At 53.3% G+C, this 15,486-nt stretch carries 21 protein-coding genes; 15 read left to right on the forward strand and 6 right to left on the reverse strand.

Translation table 11 applies throughout. The features are described from left to right. Window positions 1-9: 9 nt before the first annotated feature. Window positions 10-657 (reverse strand): fructose-6-phosphate aldolase, encoded by a 648-nt coding sequence (fsa, locus tag NST43_RS12080; protein WP_036694437.1) that lies wholly within the window; start codon window positions 655-657, stop codon window positions 10-12. Between the two features lie 116 nt (window positions 658-773). Here fsa and NST43_RS12085 point away from each other — a divergent pair, with 116 nt between their 5' ends. Genes NST43_RS12085 through NST43_RS12095 form a run of 3 tightly spaced genes read left to right on the forward strand, consistent with a single transcriptional unit; the run spans window position 774 to window position 2,439 of the window. Continuing rightward, window positions 774-1,355, forward strand: coding sequence for a hypothetical protein (locus NST43_RS12085; RefSeq protein WP_339224670.1), 582 nt, complete (start codon window positions 774-776; stop codon window positions 1,353-1,355). Beyond that, window positions 1,339-1,893: a macro domain-containing protein gene (locus NST43_RS12090; protein WP_339224671.1), complete on the forward strand. Its 555-nt coding sequence runs from the start codon at window positions 1,339-1,341 to the stop codon at window positions 1,891-1,893. Before NST43_RS12085 ends, NST43_RS12090 begins: the two co-directional genes overlap by 17 nt. 45 nt (window positions 1,894-1,938) lie before the next feature. Next, on the forward strand, window positions 1,939-2,439 hold the full coding sequence (locus tag NST43_RS12095) for a GNAT family N-acetyltransferase (protein ID WP_339224672.1): 501 nt from the start codon (window positions 1,939-1,941) through the stop codon (window positions 2,437-2,439). Here NST43_RS12095 and NST43_RS12100 read toward each other — a convergent pair. Next, entirely contained in the window at window positions 2,430-2,627 is a 198-nt protein-coding gene (locus tag NST43_RS12100) for a hypothetical protein (RefSeq protein WP_209985617.1), read from the reverse strand. The genes NST43_RS12095 and NST43_RS12100 overlap by 10 nt on opposite strands. Before the next feature lie 125 nt (window positions 2,628-2,752). Between NST43_RS12100 and rpiA the strand changes: the two genes are divergently transcribed. From rpiA to NST43_RS12135, 7 genes are all read left to right on the forward strand, one after another. After that, window positions 2,753-3,433 (forward strand): ribose-5-phosphate isomerase RpiA, encoded by a 681-nt coding sequence (rpiA, locus tag NST43_RS12105; protein WP_339225400.1) that lies wholly within the window; start codon window positions 2,753-2,755, stop codon window positions 3,431-3,433. Continuing rightward, the gene (locus NST43_RS12110) at window positions 3,402-3,908 is read left to right on the forward strand and encodes a VanZ family protein (protein ID WP_339224673.1); all 507 of its coding nucleotides are present in this window, start codon (window positions 3,402-3,404) and stop codon (window positions 3,906-3,908) included. Before rpiA ends, NST43_RS12110 begins: the two co-directional genes overlap by 32 nt. 43 nt (window positions 3,909-3,951) lie before the next feature. Continuing rightward, window positions 3,952-4,392, forward strand: coding sequence for a GNAT family N-acetyltransferase (locus NST43_RS12115; RefSeq protein ID WP_339224674.1), 441 nt, complete (start codon window positions 3,952-3,954; stop codon window positions 4,390-4,392). 516 nt (window positions 4,393-4,908) lie between these two features. Next, window positions 4,909-5,361, forward strand: a complete 453-nt coding sequence (locus tag NST43_RS12120) for a MarR family transcriptional regulator (RefSeq protein ID WP_339224675.1) — start codon at window positions 4,909-4,911, stop codon at window positions 5,359-5,361. Further along, window positions 5,358-8,516 (forward strand): MMPL family transporter, encoded by a 3,159-nt coding sequence (locus tag NST43_RS12125; RefSeq protein WP_339224676.1) that lies wholly within the window; start codon window positions 5,358-5,360, stop codon window positions 8,514-8,516. Before NST43_RS12120 ends, NST43_RS12125 begins: the two co-directional genes overlap by 4 nt. 202 nt (window positions 8,517-8,718) lie before the next feature. Next, window positions 8,719-9,252 (forward strand): sigma-70 family RNA polymerase sigma factor, encoded by a 534-nt coding sequence (locus NST43_RS12130; protein ID WP_339224677.1) that lies wholly within the window; start codon window positions 8,719-8,721, stop codon window positions 9,250-9,252. Further along, on the forward strand, window positions 9,249-10,391 hold the full coding sequence (locus tag NST43_RS12135; RefSeq protein WP_339224678.1) for a DUF4179 domain-containing protein: 1,143 nt from the start codon (window positions 9,249-9,251) through the stop codon (window positions 10,389-10,391). Before NST43_RS12130 ends, NST43_RS12135 begins: the two co-directional genes overlap by 4 nt. A gap of 72 nt (window positions 10,392-10,463) precedes the next feature. Here NST43_RS12135 and NST43_RS12140 read toward each other — a convergent pair whose 3' ends face one another. Further along, on the reverse strand, window positions 10,464-11,135 hold the full coding sequence (locus tag NST43_RS12140; protein ID WP_339224679.1) for a tetratricopeptide repeat protein: 672 nt from the start codon (window positions 11,133-11,135) through the stop codon (window positions 10,464-10,466). Between the two features lie 293 nt (window positions 11,136-11,428). Between NST43_RS12140 and NST43_RS12145 the strand changes: the two genes are divergently transcribed. From NST43_RS12145 to NST43_RS12155, 3 genes are all read left to right on the forward strand, one after another. Continuing rightward, on the forward strand, window positions 11,429-12,430 hold the full coding sequence (locus NST43_RS12145; protein WP_339224680.1) for an aldo/keto reductase: 1,002 nt from the start codon (window positions 11,429-11,431) through the stop codon (window positions 12,428-12,430). Between the two features lie 49 nt (window positions 12,431-12,479). Next, complete coding sequence (locus NST43_RS12150) at window positions 12,480-12,842, forward strand: hypothetical protein (RefSeq protein ID WP_339224681.1); 363 nt, start codon at window positions 12,480-12,482, stop codon at window positions 12,840-12,842. A 199-nt stretch (window positions 12,843-13,041) separates the two neighbouring features. After that, the gene (locus tag NST43_RS12155; protein ID WP_209985653.1) at window positions 13,042-13,200 is read left to right on the forward strand and encodes a hypothetical protein; all 159 of its coding nucleotides are present in this window, start codon (window positions 13,042-13,044) and stop codon (window positions 13,198-13,200) included. A 157-nt stretch (window positions 13,201-13,357) separates the two neighbouring features. On the opposite strand, the gene NST43_RS12160 is transcribed toward NST43_RS12155, so the two are convergent. From NST43_RS12160 to NST43_RS12170, 3 genes are all read right to left on the reverse strand, one after another. Next, the gene (locus tag NST43_RS12160) at window positions 13,358-13,663 is read right to left on the reverse strand and encodes an HNH endonuclease (protein WP_339224682.1); all 306 of its coding nucleotides are present in this window, start codon (window positions 13,661-13,663) and stop codon (window positions 13,358-13,360) included. 3 nt (window positions 13,664-13,666) lie between these two features. Continuing rightward, on the reverse strand, window positions 13,667-13,879 hold the full coding sequence (locus tag NST43_RS12165) for a hypothetical protein (protein ID WP_339224683.1): 213 nt from the start codon (window positions 13,877-13,879) through the stop codon (window positions 13,667-13,669). Window positions 13,880-13,968: 89 nt separating this feature from the next. Then, on the reverse strand, window positions 13,969-14,370 hold the full coding sequence (locus NST43_RS12170; RefSeq protein ID WP_339224684.1) for a hypothetical protein: 402 nt from the start codon (window positions 14,368-14,370) through the stop codon (window positions 13,969-13,971). Window positions 14,371-14,850: 480 nt separating this feature from the next. Here NST43_RS12170 and NST43_RS12175 point away from each other — a divergent pair, with 480 nt between their 5' ends. Continuing rightward, window positions 14,851-15,135, forward strand: a complete 285-nt coding sequence (locus tag NST43_RS12175) for a hypothetical protein (RefSeq protein WP_339224685.1) — start codon at window positions 14,851-14,853, stop codon at window positions 15,133-15,135. Window positions 15,136-15,164: 29 nt separating this feature from the next. Further along, complete coding sequence (locus NST43_RS12180) at window positions 15,165-15,341, forward strand: hypothetical protein (protein ID WP_339224686.1); 177 nt, start codon at window positions 15,165-15,167, stop codon at window positions 15,339-15,341. Window positions 15,342-15,486: the final 145 nt, after the last annotated feature.

The raw sequence follows: 15,486 nt of genomic DNA on the forward strand, positions 1-15,486 counted from the left end.
GCTTTGTTTTTAAACCTGTGGAACCTTCTCCCAGTCCTTGAGGAAGCGTTCGATACCATTGTCGGTCAGCGGGTGCTTCCAGAGCGATGGCAGGAGTGATCCCGGGATGGTAGCGATGTGAGCGCCGGCAATGGCAGCTTGCTCCACATGGGCAATGTTGCGGATACTGGCGGCAATGATCTCGGATTTCAGGTCGTAGTTGGTCAGAATCGTCTTCAGATCCTTGATCAGCTTCATGCCGTCTACACCGATATCATCCAGACGTCCGACGAACGGACTGATATAAGTAGCTCCTGCCTTAGCGGCCATGAGGCCTTGAGCAGCGGAGAATACGAGCGTTACGTTGGTTTTGATGCCTTTTTTGGTCAATTCATAACAAGCTTCCAGACCATCCTCGGTCATAGGCAGCTTGATGACCACGTTCGGAGCCCATTCAGCGATCTCGTAAGCTTCCTTAAGCATCTCTTCAGCCGTAAGACCGATAACCTCAGCGCTTACAGGACCAGGGACAATCGCTACGATCTCTTTGATTACGTCCTTAAACAATCTGCCTTCCTTGGCAATCAGCGACGGGTTCGTCGTTACGCCATCCACTAATCCGAGGCGGGTAATACGTTTGATTTCCTCAATATTTCCGGTATCCAAGAAAAATTTCATTTCCAGGTATCCTCCCTTGATTTCGTATGGATTTGACAAAACAGCAGGCTCCACTTCATTATGAGACATGCCACGTGAAGTTTCAACTGTTAATTTGAATCTCTCAAAATAACTTTATGGAATCGGCGCAAAAAATTGTTTTTACATGGGTAGGACCATTCCCGGCTACTTCTGTCCATGATACTATAGAAGCGGTATTGTTCATTACAGGCGATGGGCTGGTGACAGGAATGTATACTTTGATTGTGGGAGCGGTGCTGTTTCTGCTGCTCACGGCCGGAATTATTGCTTATCAGAACAGCAGAATTCTTGCGGAGCAAGAGACACATGCTTCCAGGACACATACCGGCAATCTGATGTATTCGGTATATAATCAGAGGTTCTCTGCGGACGAGGAGCTGCCGGAAGCGGTACCGCTGTTTCAATTCACGGTGTATGAGCGCGGGGAAGAAGACCTGCCGGAGGCAGAGGCGGGAACGACCCGTGCCCTATGTAGGGTTGCAGCCGGTACGGGCGAGATGGCGTTATCTGATGCGCAGAATTATATGCTGGGCATTCTCCGCCAGGCCGCAGTGCAGGGGGGCCGGCTTACGCATGTTTCTTTTTCAGGGAAGGCTGCCCGCAGGGGTGAGAAGGAACTGATTCAGGCGCTGGAGACTGCGGCGAAGGAGGAGACCCGCTATGCAGATCAACGTTAATGATGTAGTCCTGTCTGTGCAGGAGGGTGATATAACCGCCTGGCAGGGCGAGATGATCGTCAACGCCTCGAACTCCGGTCTTTATGGAGGAGGGGGAGTGGACGGGGCTATACACCGGGCCGGGGGCCCGGGAATTGCGGAGGAATGCGCGGTTATCCGCCAGAAGCAGGGTGGCATCCTTCCCGGCGAAGCTGCGCTCACCAGTGCGGGGCGGCTTGCTTTTCGCGGAGTGATACATACGGTGGGGCCGATCTGGAAGGGCGGTAAGGCCGGTGAAGCGGCTGTGTTGGCCAGATGCTATAAGAGCAGCCTTGATCTGGCCTGCGCCCATGGGGTGAAGAGCCTGGCTTTTCCGAACATCAGCACGGGCATTTACAACTTCCCGAAGGAGCTGGCCTGCAAGACGGCGCTGGAATCTGTAGTTGGGTATGTCCGCGCGAAGAGCCCGGCAGAGATGCCGCTGCGGCAGATCGATTTCATCTTCTTCGAGCATGAGAATGCCGGGCTGTACGGGGCGATGTTTGGGAATTATAGCTGAACAGACGCTGAAGTAACGATAGAAAAGATGAAGGAGTGCGTTACCTTGAACCCTGTAACTGAAGTGAATTTCGTGCGCGTTGATCCGTACAACACAGATTTGAGAGAGCTGGTCGACCAGCTCGATGAGGATTTGAAGTCCCGCTATCCGCATGAGATGATCTATGGTGTGGATTTCTCAGACCCCAAGGTGCAGGAGATGACGTTCGTGGTCGCGTATCAGAATGAGCGGGCGGTAGGTTGCGGCGCGCTGCGTCCGCTTGATCCGCAGAGCTCCGTAATGGAGCTGAAGCGGTTCTATGTAGATCCGGGTTCCCGCAAGCAGGGAATTGCCAGCCGGATGCTGCAGGATCTGGAGGCACGGGCTATCGCCGCAGGATGCGGTGAAATCCGGCTGGAGACCGGTATCAAGCAGCCGGAATCTATTGCCTTATATCTGAAGCACGGCTACCAGCCTATTGACCTGTTCGGGCCTTACATAGGTGATCCGGATAGTATGTGTTACGGCAAAAGCCTGCCTCGGCCAAAGCCCGGGATTCAGGCGTGATACTTGCCCGCTGGGGCGTTCAGTACCCATTCCAGCATTAGAATCAGCTCTTCTAGCCGGTTAAGCTGGGCGCCCAGGGCGGTCCGCTGCGGGTCACCGGGGGGCAGGGGAGTCAGGCGTGACTCCAGGGATCTGCGCTGGAGCGTCATTTCGTTGATTTTGGATTGGATCTGGTTCTCAGTTCTCATGCGGATACCTCCTGATGGATTATTAGTGTCAGGCTGATGGGTAAGGATAAGAATTCCTTGTGGACAGGCACAGCCGATTCCACTTTGTTCATTATAACGGATAATATGGAGGGAATAAAATGAGTATCAATGTGAAACAGCTGGCAGCGGAGAAGGCAGTTGAATATGTGCAGGACGGTATGAAGGTAGGCCTGGGAACAGGCTCAACTGCTTACTGGGCCATCCGCAAGCTGGGTGAGCGGGTGAGCGGGGGCTTGCAGATTACGGCCGTAGCTACCTCACAGGCGTCTGAGGATCAGGCCCGTGAGCTGGGCATTCCGCTGGTAGCGTTCGGTGATGTGGACAGCCTCGACCTGACGATTGACGGGGCGGATGAGCTGGACGGGGCGCTGCAGCTGATTAAGGGCGGCGGCGGTGCGCTTTTGCGGGAAAAGATTGTCGCCATGGGCAGCACCCGCATGATCGTTGTGGCCGATGAGAGCAAGGCGGTGACCACGCTCGGAAAGTTCCCGTTGCCGGTGGAGATTGTACCGTTTGCCTGGGAGTGGACGGTTGCCGCTCTGGCTAAGCTGGGCTGCAAGACGGAGCTGCGGCGCAGCGGAGAAGATCTGTACAAGACGGATAATGGCAATTATATTGCCGACTGCCGTTTTGAAGCGATTGAATCGGCGGCAGAGCTGGCGCTTGCCCTTCAGCGAATTCCGGGAGTCGTCGAGCACGGCCTCTTCATCGGGATCGCGGATCTGGCGATCATCGGCAAGAGTGACGGCACAATTGAGATTATTGAAGGTGGCCAGGATCGCTAAGCCGCATGCAGGCCGCCGGAAGGGGAAGGCTTCATCAGCCAAGCAGGCGCTGCCGCCCGGATGGCGGTTCCTGGCCTGGCTGCTGCTGATCGCGTATAGTGGAATGCTGCTGTACTGGATGTTCATCGGGTTCGGACGGACGGTTCAGCTGGACGGGCCATTCCGTTACAATCTTGAACCGCTGCGCACAGTGCGTTTATACTTTGATATGAATAACGGATTATCGTCTGCCAACAGGCTGGTGAATCTTCTGGGGAATGTGGCGGTATTCGCGCCGTTTGGCATTCTGCTTCCGCTGGTGGTCACCGGCTCCCGTTCTTTGATCCGGCTGACGCTTCTGTCTGCACTGGGTATCCTTGTACTGGAGCTGCTGCAGATGCTGCTGCATGTCGGGAGCCTGGATATCGACGATCTGCTGCTTAACCTGCTTGGGGTTTGGACGGGTTATGCGCTGCTGCGGCTGGTGCGGGGATAGTGGATTCGCTGGGCTCAGGTATAATTTTAGGAGGATGAGACATATGTTGATTGATTTGAAGCCGCTTGTCGGCACACCGCAGGTGAATGAGCTGCTCTCTTATGCGGTTATAGATGACCCGGATGCGCTGATCCGCACTTCGGAGGAATACAGTAAGCTTGCGGCCATGCAGCTGTGCGGCTGGGAGGAGGACGGGCTGCTGCTCGGACTGACCGGCTACGAAGAGACCGAAGACGGCTCGCTCGACATCCGCCATATCGCAGTGCTCCCGGAGAACCGGGGCAAAGGGTACGCGCGCGGCATGATTCTGGAGCTGGTCACCTCCCGTCAGCCGCGTTATCTGGTAGCGGAGACAGAGGACGAGATTGCTGCTGACTTTTACCGCAGTCTGGGCTTCATGGTGTACAGCCTGGGCGAGAACGCTGCCGGAATCGAAATGTTCCGCTGTGTCTACGAGGTGGAAGAGACGGAGGACGAGGAGTAAGCGGGCAGACGGTGTGCGGTAGCGGAACTGGAACTGGAACCCGAACCCTGGCTGCTTTAAACAGTTCTTCATAAACAGCCATTCTGCACATTACAGTGCGGGGTGGCTGTTTTTGCGTTCAAGCACACCAACTTTCAGGAGAATCCTGCATATTATACAACACGGCAGAGCCCGGCTCGGTAAGGGGCTGGAAATCCTGCACATTTTGCAACAATACACGGTCTAACACAAGCCAAACCACCGGAAATCCTGCATAATGTGCAACAAAGTTGAATCCGGACCGCTGATTCGTCACAAATCCTGCATAATGTGCAACAAGTCTGGTATCCGAATGGCTAACGCGGGACAACCATAGTCATTATTTTTCTGGAAATCAGGCCAGATGGAGCTGAGACAGCCCAAATGAATCTCAATGTAAAATTCATGAAAACCAGTTGACTTTTAATGAAAAGGACAATATAGTTTTACTGTGAAACTGTTCGACACGTGAACTAATATGGAAAGGTGGAAGCAGCATTGAAGAAAGACGCAGAAGAATGGATCAATCGCTACGTAGATGCTTATATGGTCGTAACGAGGCAGATCAATGCGCGGCTCCGGGATATTTTTGGCGAAGGTCTGACAACGGACCAATTCCTGATTCTCAGGCTGATCAGCGGACAGGAGAGATGCACCTCCACGTATCTGGCTGAAGCAGTCGCCGTAGGCAAAAGCTCGATTACTGCCATCATCAACCGGCTGGATGAAGCCGGGATGATTCAGCGGACCCGGGACGAGAATGACCGCAGGCAGGTGTATCTGACCATGACGGAATACGGAGAGAGTGTCTACAAGACCTCTGAGAAGCAGATGCAGCAGGTGATCTCCCCATACTTGTTCCACTTCGAGGATGACAATATAGAGCTGTTTATTACGATGTTTGAAAAGCTGGCATTTCTGATGCAGGATGCAGGGGGGAGAAGCAATTGAGAACGATTTTGAAGGCAAGATGGGCGGTTATCGCGGTGTGGGTGGCTGTGGCGGTAGTGCTATTCCTTACGGCTCCGGGGATGTCCGATCTGGTGCGCGAGAAGGGGCAGATCGCTGTTCCGGCTGGCTATACCTCATCGCGGGCTGCGGAGATTATGAAGGAGGTCGCTGCGGCTAAGGACGGGGAGACGGTGCATCAGGTAGCCCTGGTGTTCCATAAGCCTGAGGGGCTGACGGCCGCAGACACCGAGAGTATTAAGCAGGGTGTGGAGAAGCTGGCCGGGAACAAGGATTCCCTTAAGCTCGGCGCGATTACAGATCCGTTCGCACAGCCTGAGTTGAAGGATACGCTAATTGCTGGGGACGGCAAGACGATTATGGTGGCATTGTCGGTGCAAGGCGGAGAAGCGGCGGTCAAGGAGCTGCCGGGCAAGTCTGCTGAGCTGCTAAGTAACGTTACGGCGGAGCATTATATGACCAGTGAAGGGCTGATTACGGAGGATACGATTGCCAGCTCGGAAGCCGGTCTGAAAAAGTCGGAATATATCACAGTCGTGTTTATTCTGCTGATTCTGTTCGTGGTGTTCCGTTCGTTCGTGGCTCCGTTCGTACCGCTGCTGACGGTGGGGCTGAGTTATATCGTGTCCCAGTCGATTGTCGCGTTCCTGGTGGACCGCTTTGACTTTCCGCTGTCGACGTTCACTCAGATCTTCATGGTCGCTGTCATGTTCGGGATCGGGACCGATTACTGTATCCTGCTGATCAGCCGGTTCAAGGAGGAGCTTGCTCATTCGGAGGATACACAAAGCGCGATCATCGCCACTTACCGGAAGGCCGGTGGAACGGTGTTCTATTCAGGGCTGGCCGTCTTCGTCGGCTTCGTGGCGATCGGCTTGTCCAAGTTCATGCTCTATCGTTCGGCGGTGGCGGTGGCGGTCGGCATAGCGGTGATGCTGCTTGCACTGGTGACCGTTGTGCCGTTCTTCATGGCAGTGCTGGGTCCTAAGCTGTTCTGGCCCTCCCGCGGCAAGCTGGAGCACAGTGAGAGCCGGATCTGGGGAGCGGCCGGTTCGTTCTCGCTGAAGAGACCCTGGGCCGCGCTGCTGATTGTGGCTGCGGTTGTGGCACCGTTCCTGCTAACCTACAGCGGGAAGCTGAGCTTCAACAGCATGGATGAGATCGGGCCTAACTACGCCTCGGTCAAAGGGTTCAATATTATATCTGAGAGCTTCGGACCGGGTGAATCCATGCCGGGCAAAATTGTCATCAAGAATGACGACCGGATGGACACTGCTGAGTACATGGGCCTTGCAGAGAAGATCAGCCGCGAGCTGGAAAAAGTGGATGGCGTTAAGGCTGTGCGCAGCATGTCCCGGCCTACCGGGGAGCAGATTAATGACTTCCTGATTCCTACTCAGGTGGCTACGCTGGCGGACGGTCTGGATCAGAGCAGTGAAGGGTTAACCAAGATCCAGAGCGGGCTGAGCGAAGCAAGCAAGCAGCTGAAGGACAATGGGCCTAAGCTTGCCGAGGCCGCCTCGGGCAGCGCGAAGCTGACAGAAGGAACGGCTGAGCTGAAAAAAGGCATTGACGCGCTGGGCGATGGCCTAACGCGGATCGAGGAGGGTATCCGCAGCGGCGGGGCCGGAGCGGGAGAGATCAAAGCCGGCCTGGCGCAGGCGGCAGGCAGTGCGAAGCAACTGGCACAGGCCAATGCCGCGCTGCTCGAAGGGTACAAGAAGATCGGCGGCGGCCTGACCGCGCTGAACGGGGGCCTCACCGGTCTGCAGACACAGCTTCAAGGCGTGGCGGATGCACTTAACGGTCTGGGAGCTTCCTTCACTGGACTGGAAGCCGCCTATCCGGAGCTGCTCCAGGATGTGAATTACCAGACGATCAAAGGTACAGTTACGCAGAGCGGTACGGGAGCTGCGGGACTTGCCGGAGGACTGGGCCAGATCTCGGCCCAGCTGAGCGGTGCGGCGGCCGGATTGACGGAGGCCAATGCCGGATATTCCAAAGCGGCAGCAGGGCAGGCTGCGCTGGCGAAGGGGCTGGATCAGCTGGTAGCCGGTATCGGCAAGCTGCAGTCCGGGCTGAAGCAGGCGGCAGACGGCCAAGGGCAGATTGTCGGCAAGCTTCCGGCGATCACTACCGGGCTTACACAGCTCCAGGGCGGGCAGAAGCAGCTTGCCGACGGGTTCGGTGAGCTTACAGGCCAGCTTGGCCAGCTAACGGACGGACTGACCCAAAGTGCGGATGGTCTGGGACAAATCACCGGAGGCTTAAGCTCAGCGCAGGACTACCTCAAGCAGATTCAGGATGCCAAGGATGATGAGCTGAGCGGGTTCCTGGTTCCGGCAGAGGCGCTCAAGGCCAAGGGGATGCAGCAGGTATTCGATACCTATCTGTCCGGGGACCGCAAGGTCATGACCCTGGATGTGGTTTTCGCCGGTAATCCATACAGCGCGAAGGCTATTGACAGTGTCGGACAAATTCAGGCTGCGGTTGACCGTGCCGTGGCCGGCACCAAGCTGGAGAATGCGGAGACAGCCATGAGCGGCGTGACCAGCACCTACAATGATTTGCAGACCATCTCCAATGAAGATTACACGCGTACAGTCATTCTGATGCTAAGCGGTATTTTCATCATCCTGGTGGTGCTGTTCCGCTCGATGATTATGCCGCTGTACATCATTGCCTCATTGTTAATCACTTACTTTACGGCACTGGGCATCACCGAGGCGATCTTCGTGCATCTGCTGAACTATTCGGGAATCACCTGGACGACGCCGTTCTTCAGCTTCGTTATGCTGATTGCCCTCGGGGTGGACTATAGTATCTTCCTGATGGACCGCTTCAATGAGAATAAAACCTGGGATGTACGGGAAGCCATTCTCCACGCCATGCGCAATATGGGAACTGTAATTCTCTCTGCCGTTGTGATTCTGGGCGGCACCTTCGCCTCGATGTACCCTTCAGGGGTGCTGTCGATGATGCAGATTGCTACAGTCGTGTTATCCGGTCTGGCGCTGTATGCACTGGTATTCCTGCCGTTCTTCGTGCCGGTGATGGTGCGCATGTTCGGCCGGGCCAACTGGTGGCCGTTCCGTCCGGCGGCTGCGGACGATCAGCCGAAATCACTGGATATGTAACGTTCTTCACTACAAGAGATGAAACAATAAAGAGCAGGTTTCCCGGTTATATGGGGCCTGCTCTTTGGCTGTTTACGCAGAAAACATAAAAAATCACCGTGCCGATGTAACCTTATCGGCTTGTACATCATCTAAAGAGTATATGAAAGAAAGCACTGAATGGGGATGCGGCAGCTTCCCGGAAGAAGGGGGGCAATCATATTTGAATAACGGACAAGAGGATCTGGTCAGGCGTGCCCAGGCGGGTGACAGCGAGGTCTTCATCCAACTGGTGAAGAGTCAGGAGCGGCGGATGTACAGTATGGCCAAGTCCATGGTCAGGAGTGACGAGGATTGTGCAGATGCGATGCAAGAGACGGTACTGAAAGCTTTTAAAGCCATCTCAGGACTGAAAGAAGCGGCTTATTTCAACACATGGCTGTTTCGTATTCTGATCAACGAATGCAACTTGATTCTGCGCAAACGGGAGAGGGTAGTCGTCATGCCTAATCCGCCGGAGAGCGTACAAGCCATATCCTCGTCCGCAGAAGAGATGGATCTGCGCCAGGCCATTGGCAGTCTTGAAGAGATATCAAGAACCATTGTTAAGCTGCATTATTATCAGGGGTTAACCGTGCCAGAGATTGCCGGGCTGCTTGAGTTATCAGAGAGCGCCGTCAAGACCAGGCTGCACCGCGCCCGTAAGACGTTACAGCAATCCCTGGAGCAACCTGTAGAAAGGAAGGTGAACGGATGAGCCAGCAGCGGTTGGAGAGCAGGCTGGCAGACCTTCAGGAAGAGACTCTTCCTGAACTGCCGGAGCTTGTGCATCTGCGTATGGAGGAGACTTACCGGATCATCAGTGAAAAGGATGAGGTTGGCTTGGAGGCGGCTTCAGAGCATCAGGAGACGCTCAGACGTAAAAGAATGCCCCGGTGGCTGTCCCGGGTGATGATTAGTGCAGCATCTGTGGCCGGAGGGCTGGTGCTCCTGATTAGCCTGGGATTCATCTCCCCGGCCATGGCAGAGACCTTGAAGCAGTTGCCGTTCATGTCAAGCGTATTCCAGCTTGCAGGAGATGCCGGGCTGCGGAAAGCTAATGAAGCAGGGTTAACCACAAATGTCCAGCAGACCGTTACACAGGACGGGATGACGCTAAACGTATCAGAACAAATGTATGACGGAAGCCGTCTGTCGCTGGTGCTGACCCGGTCGAAGGGCGTGTATGCGCACAAGTCTTTTTCAGATACATGGGCTATCCCTGATCCAGAGACAGGCCGCCTTAACCGCCCCATGGATTTTTATGTAAACGGAGAGCTTGTTAATACGGGAGTGAAGATTGCACCCGGCGGGCAGGAGGCCTCCGATTCTGTCATTATTACAACTCTAAATTCAGGGAATTTGCAGCTTCCGGGCACCTTTGATTTCAAAATGTCTGTCTATCTTCCCGGGTTTGCCGACCCGTTCATTTTTGAGTTCCCCGTAACCCGCCAAGTATCGGAGAGCGTCGTTCTTACACCGGATATCCTGAAAACTCATGATCACATTAATCTGATGATTAAACGGCTGGAGGTAAGTACTACTTCAACTCTGCTGGTGGCAGAATTACAAGGAGAAGCCGGGGCGCACATTACGGCTATAGAAGCAAACATTCCGGACAAATATAAGGTGAATGGTCACTTCCCGGTCTATTTTGAACTTTCAGATGAGCAAGGGCGGGAAGTTAGGGGACTCGGCGGCGGAGGCGGGACGGGCGAAGGCAATTTCTTAACCTACACTTTTAATTATGAACCGTTTGAGACTATGCCGGCCCGCATCACCATTAAGCCTACCATTTGGAAGGATGGACAGAAGCAGTACATTCCTGAGCTGGAGGTCACTGTTCCGGTAAAATAGCATATAAAAGCCTCCGGTCAGCAAAGGTTAATTTGCACCGGAGGCTATTTGCTTAGGAAGACCGGGATGAATTTACTTCAGCTTCGCAAAATAACTGCGCAGCGCCCAGCCGCGTTCCTGACGCTTCTTGTACTTGGGCAAGGAGCGGTAGACGGCCAGCGATTCGTTAAAAGCAAGCTTGGCATCCTCCGTGCGCCCCAGCGTCTTGAACATCGATCCAGCCAGATAATAAGCTTCGCTGGAGGAGGATTGAATCTCCTGGAATTGGCTCACATAGTGGAGCGCCTTGTCCTGGTCCACATGCCGGAAGATCTCGGCCAGACGCAGGTAAGGCTGCCCATATTGCGCCCGGCGGTTGATGTCCAGCCCCTTGAGCATCTGGGCTTCGCCTTCGGCAAGCTGGCCCAGCTTGAGGTTGGCGTATCCCAGCTCCACCCAGTATTCAGCGGATGTCTCATAACGGTCGGCGATGGCACTCAGCAACTCCTTGGCCTCGCTGTAGCGTTTGCGTTCAATGAGTAGCCGGGCCAGATCGAATTTGGCGGTGACATCGTTCGGGTTCTGGGCAATGGTCGTCCGTAGCTTCGACATCTGGCGGCTGCGGCGGAATGGCTTGGAGAGGCTGGGCAGAATGCCGACATAACGGCGGTCTAAGAAATATAGAACGACAAGCAGAATGATCAGGGCCAGAAATGGATTGCCGAGCAGCCGGTAAAGCAGCAGGAAACCTAGAATTTTAATCATGAATATGAATTCCCTCCATTACATTTGTGGTTCATTTGTGCTTCCTGCAAATTGGATATGAATAGGCAGGGTAATTATACCATATCAACCTTTTTAGAGGCCACGATAAAAGAGGCTGGGGGCCGGTTATCCAGTTCCGGGTGATCCATAAGCCCCCAGCTCCTGCCTGCACTGCTGTCATTGACAGGCTGCTGCCGAAGTCATAAGCTTTGTGTACAGTCAGATTGTCTCATCGCTATATTAGCTCTTATATAACAGTGTATTCAACTAACACTTGGAAAGAAGGAAGAACCGTGGAGACATTGACAAGCAAGGTCCAGCTGCGTCCTCTGGGACGCTCTGAGTTATCGGTATCGCCGCTTGGCCTGGGCTGCTGGCAGTTCAGCCGGGGCAAAGGATTCGTAGGCCGTTACTGGAGCAATATCACAGACGCGGATATTCTGGATATCGTGCGGGTCAGCCTGGAAGGCGGCATGAACTGGGTGGATACGGCAGAAGTCTATGGCGGCGGCAAGTCGGAGGAGGCGCTCGCTCATGTGCTGGATCAGCTTCAGCAGGAAGGCAGCCCGCATGCGGCTCCGCTGATTGCGACCAAATGGTGGCCGATGCTGCGGACAGCGCACTCGATTACCTCCACGATTGATCAGCGGATTGCTTGCCTTGGCGGCAGAGACATTGATCTGTACCAGATCCACCAGCCGTTCTCCTTATCCTCCATTGCCAGTGAGATGAAAGCAATGGCGGGACTGGTACAGGCCGGCAAAATCAGGTATGTCGGGGTAAGCAATTACTCAGCCAAGCAGATGGTGGAAGCGCACCGCATCTTGCAGACCTACGGGCTCACCCTGGTCTCCAATCAGGTCAAATACAATCTGCTGCACCGCAGCATCGATCAGAACGGCATCATGGCTGCGGCCAAGGAGCTGGGTATCTCGATCATCGCCTATTCCCCGCTCCAGCAGGGTATCCTGACCGGACGGTTCCACGCAGATCCGTCGCAGATTAAGGCAGTCTCGCGGTCCCGGCGGATGATGTCCGGCCTGGACGACAAGAGCCTGGCCCGCAGCAAGCCGCTGATCACCTCCCTGACCGCACTCGCTGACAAATACGGGTGCACACCGGGACAGATTGCGCTGAATTGGCTGATTCATTATCATGGTGACACCGTAGTTGCGATTCCCGGCGCTTCCAAGGTCCGTCATGCCCGGGAGAATGTCGGCGCTATGACCTTCCGGCTGGAGCCGGAGGAGCTGGAGCTGCTGAATGAGGCCTCCTGGGCTGCCTTGAAGAAGTAACACGGAATTCGGGCAGCTCTTCATTAACTCAAACGGGGAGTGAACTGACATGAATCAGAAATGCTGGCTGGTTGTCCAATATCCCATGAAGAGTCTGCAAGGGAGCCAGCGCGATCAATGGTTGAGGGATAAAGTAACGGAATACCTGAATCTCTTTTTAGCGGATGCGGAGCTTGGCTATGTAGACGGGTCTGAGATGGGCAAAACAGTATCAGACCCGCAGCAATTTGTACTTAACATCTTTTGTGTCATTACGGATGAACAACGGGGTACAGGTCTGATCAAAAAAGTAATAAGAGAGCATAGGCTTGATTATACCCGGATCAAACTGGCCACGATGCCCTTTGAGGGCGGAGGAACCTATACGCTGAAATATGCCTCTAAGAAAGGCGTGACTGATTTTTCGTTATAGCCATTATTTAGTCGAGCTGATGAATGAATAGAATGATACTCAACGGCGGACCCGGACTTTGATTTTCAAGTCCGGGTCCGCTATTTCCATTTTTCTGAGATAAAACTGTTTAGGACTGGAAAGAGCAGGTTATATAAGGGATAAGATGCTTCGCACTCACGCAAATAAGGTGAAGATTATGGAAGGAGGTTGAACTTCAATGAGTATGAGCGTACATAACCTTATGGCTTTTAATCATCAGTTTTTTAGACCTCAGCCTGTTATCAATCCCAAAGCGCAGAGACAGGAAGACAAAGTCCAAAGCTTTCAGGAAGTCCTTAACGAGAAGCTGAGCAACTATGGCGACATGAAGAAATAAGCAATGGAGCAGCAGAACTATTTTCCACAGAAGATCTTGCAGCAAATCATAGAGCATTCAGCAAAAGCAGCAAAAAGGTGCCTCCCGGAACTCGGAAGGCACCTTTTTGCTGCGCGCTGGACATGGTAGCACCTGCTTCATTCTGCCATCCTGCAGATTAACGTTTGCTTCGAACGTGCTTTGATTTACGCAGCTTGGGTTCGGAGCCCGGCGCCTGCCGCATGATCCATTTCAGATAAGCGGCAATCTGCGGGTCGCTGCGCAGTCTCTCCAGTGTCGTAAGGCCAAGAACAACGAGATCGCTGTTGGTATACAAGGCATGAATCTGCCGGTGGCAAGCCTTACACAGAAGGGCAGTCGGGAGCAGGCTGCCGCCTTTCTCGCGGGGGATCAAATGATGAACGGTAGTTGCAAGAGGAGAACGGCCGCACAGCTCACACGTGTCCAAGGCCCGGGCAGTCATATCTTAAGGCCGGACGTCAAAGAATTCACAGCGGCTGCGCGAGTAATAGGTTAGATCACTGACCCGCGACTGGATCACAACATCCGAATCAGTGAACCGCACTATAGTAGCGCCGGAATTCACCAGATGGTCATCCTGGAAGACGCGGACGGGCAGCTTGCGGTCAATCGCTTCCTGCAGATCCTGGTCAGTGAGTAGTGGTCGGTTGATGGGCATGGATATAAATCTCCTTTAGATAGGGATAACTGCTGCTTCAGCAAATACGATCAGTATACCCGTCTGCCCGCCAGAAATCCACTTAACACTTACTTGAGCAGATCCTTCACTTTATAAGTACAGGAGGACGGGATGCCTTGAATGTCATATTGAAGGGTTAGAACTTCATCCTTCCTTGCGGCCTCCACGGAGAAAGCCTGCGCTTCCCGGTTGGTCAACTGCACCTCAAGGGACTTGTTTTTGCCGGTTGAATAATTTCCGTAAGACATCTGCACAACGTTCCCGTTGGTCTCTTCTATAGAGACAGCTCCTCCAGAAGTAGCAGGGGTCGCTACAAAACGGACTGTCGTATAACAGCCTGCGTCTCCGGAAGACAAGGCCCACCTGCCTTCGATATCTGCTGCGATGCCTGAGCGTTTCGTGTATCCGTACCAGCCCAGCGCGGCGATCAGCACAATAAGCACGGGAACTATAATATTCAATTTATTCATCGCTGAAGCTCCTTCCCTGGTAAATAATACATTATTTACTCGTAGGAAATGGATCTTAAGCTGAGCTATCCAAAGGTCACCTCTCCAATTTTAGCATTATATCATTTGATAGATTTTAGTTCGACCAATGAAGGAACTGGCTAAATGCGTTTGGTGCGATAAAGAGGTGGCAAGAGAGCGGGAGTTAAGCACCCCCATATGTATGACATCCAACCAGCGGCAACCGAATGTGTCGTCATTGCTGGAATCATGTTCGCGAGGTCTACAAGGAATCCTGGGGTGAGGACATCGGAGAGTTCAAACCGATTCAGAGGAAGGCTAAGGCCTGAAACTACAACCCTAGTGCAGACCTGTGCAACACTAATTGCTGTCGGGTAGAAACAGTTTGAAATGCGCAGGTGGTCCACCAAACACCGCGGTCCACTTGCCATCCACGCCGGGAGCCGGGGGCGACAAAGGTTACAGCGGCTTATGCCGTCATTGATAGATTACAATGGGAATAAAATTGCGGAGCTAGAACAAGTCGTAGAGGCACAAGAAGGTCGCATATCCGCCTTGGAGAAGCGTCTGAACATCTCCGGCAAGGAAACATATGCTAAGGACTACAAGAAGGCCGTACAGGCAGCTAACGACGGTGGAATCATCACTATATCGGCTGACAAGTCAAGCATTGAATTAAATGTAATCACAATGATGGTGAATGCAAGGCTGGCGAATAAGGCGTTAATTTCATTTTTCAAAAACTTTAAATCTGAGGTGGAGTAATCATGAAAAGCAAATGGCGTAACTAAGGCATGTGGGTATCCTTGACGGCAGCTGTGCTGCTGGGAGTCCAGACGGTCGGCATGGAGCTGGCCCCGGAGAAATATGACGAGGTTACTGCGGCCGTCAGTGCTGTCCTATGTGTGCTAGTAGTGCTGGGGATCGTTAGTATTCCAGAAACTGGTAAAGAATACACAGAGAAAGAATAAATTTATACACCCACTGGCTACGGCTGGTGGGTGTTATATATAACGACAATCTAATTTGATATAAAAAATACATATATTTGAATATTAAATGCAAAATATGTAATTGACATTTGTTAAAAAAGTATATTTATAGAATTAAAAGAAA

Source organism: Paenibacillus sp. FSL H8-0332 (assembly GCF_037963835.1).
Classification (GTDB): domain Bacteria; phylum Bacillota; class Bacilli; order Paenibacillales; family Paenibacillaceae; genus Paenibacillus_AQ; species Paenibacillus_AQ rhizoplanae.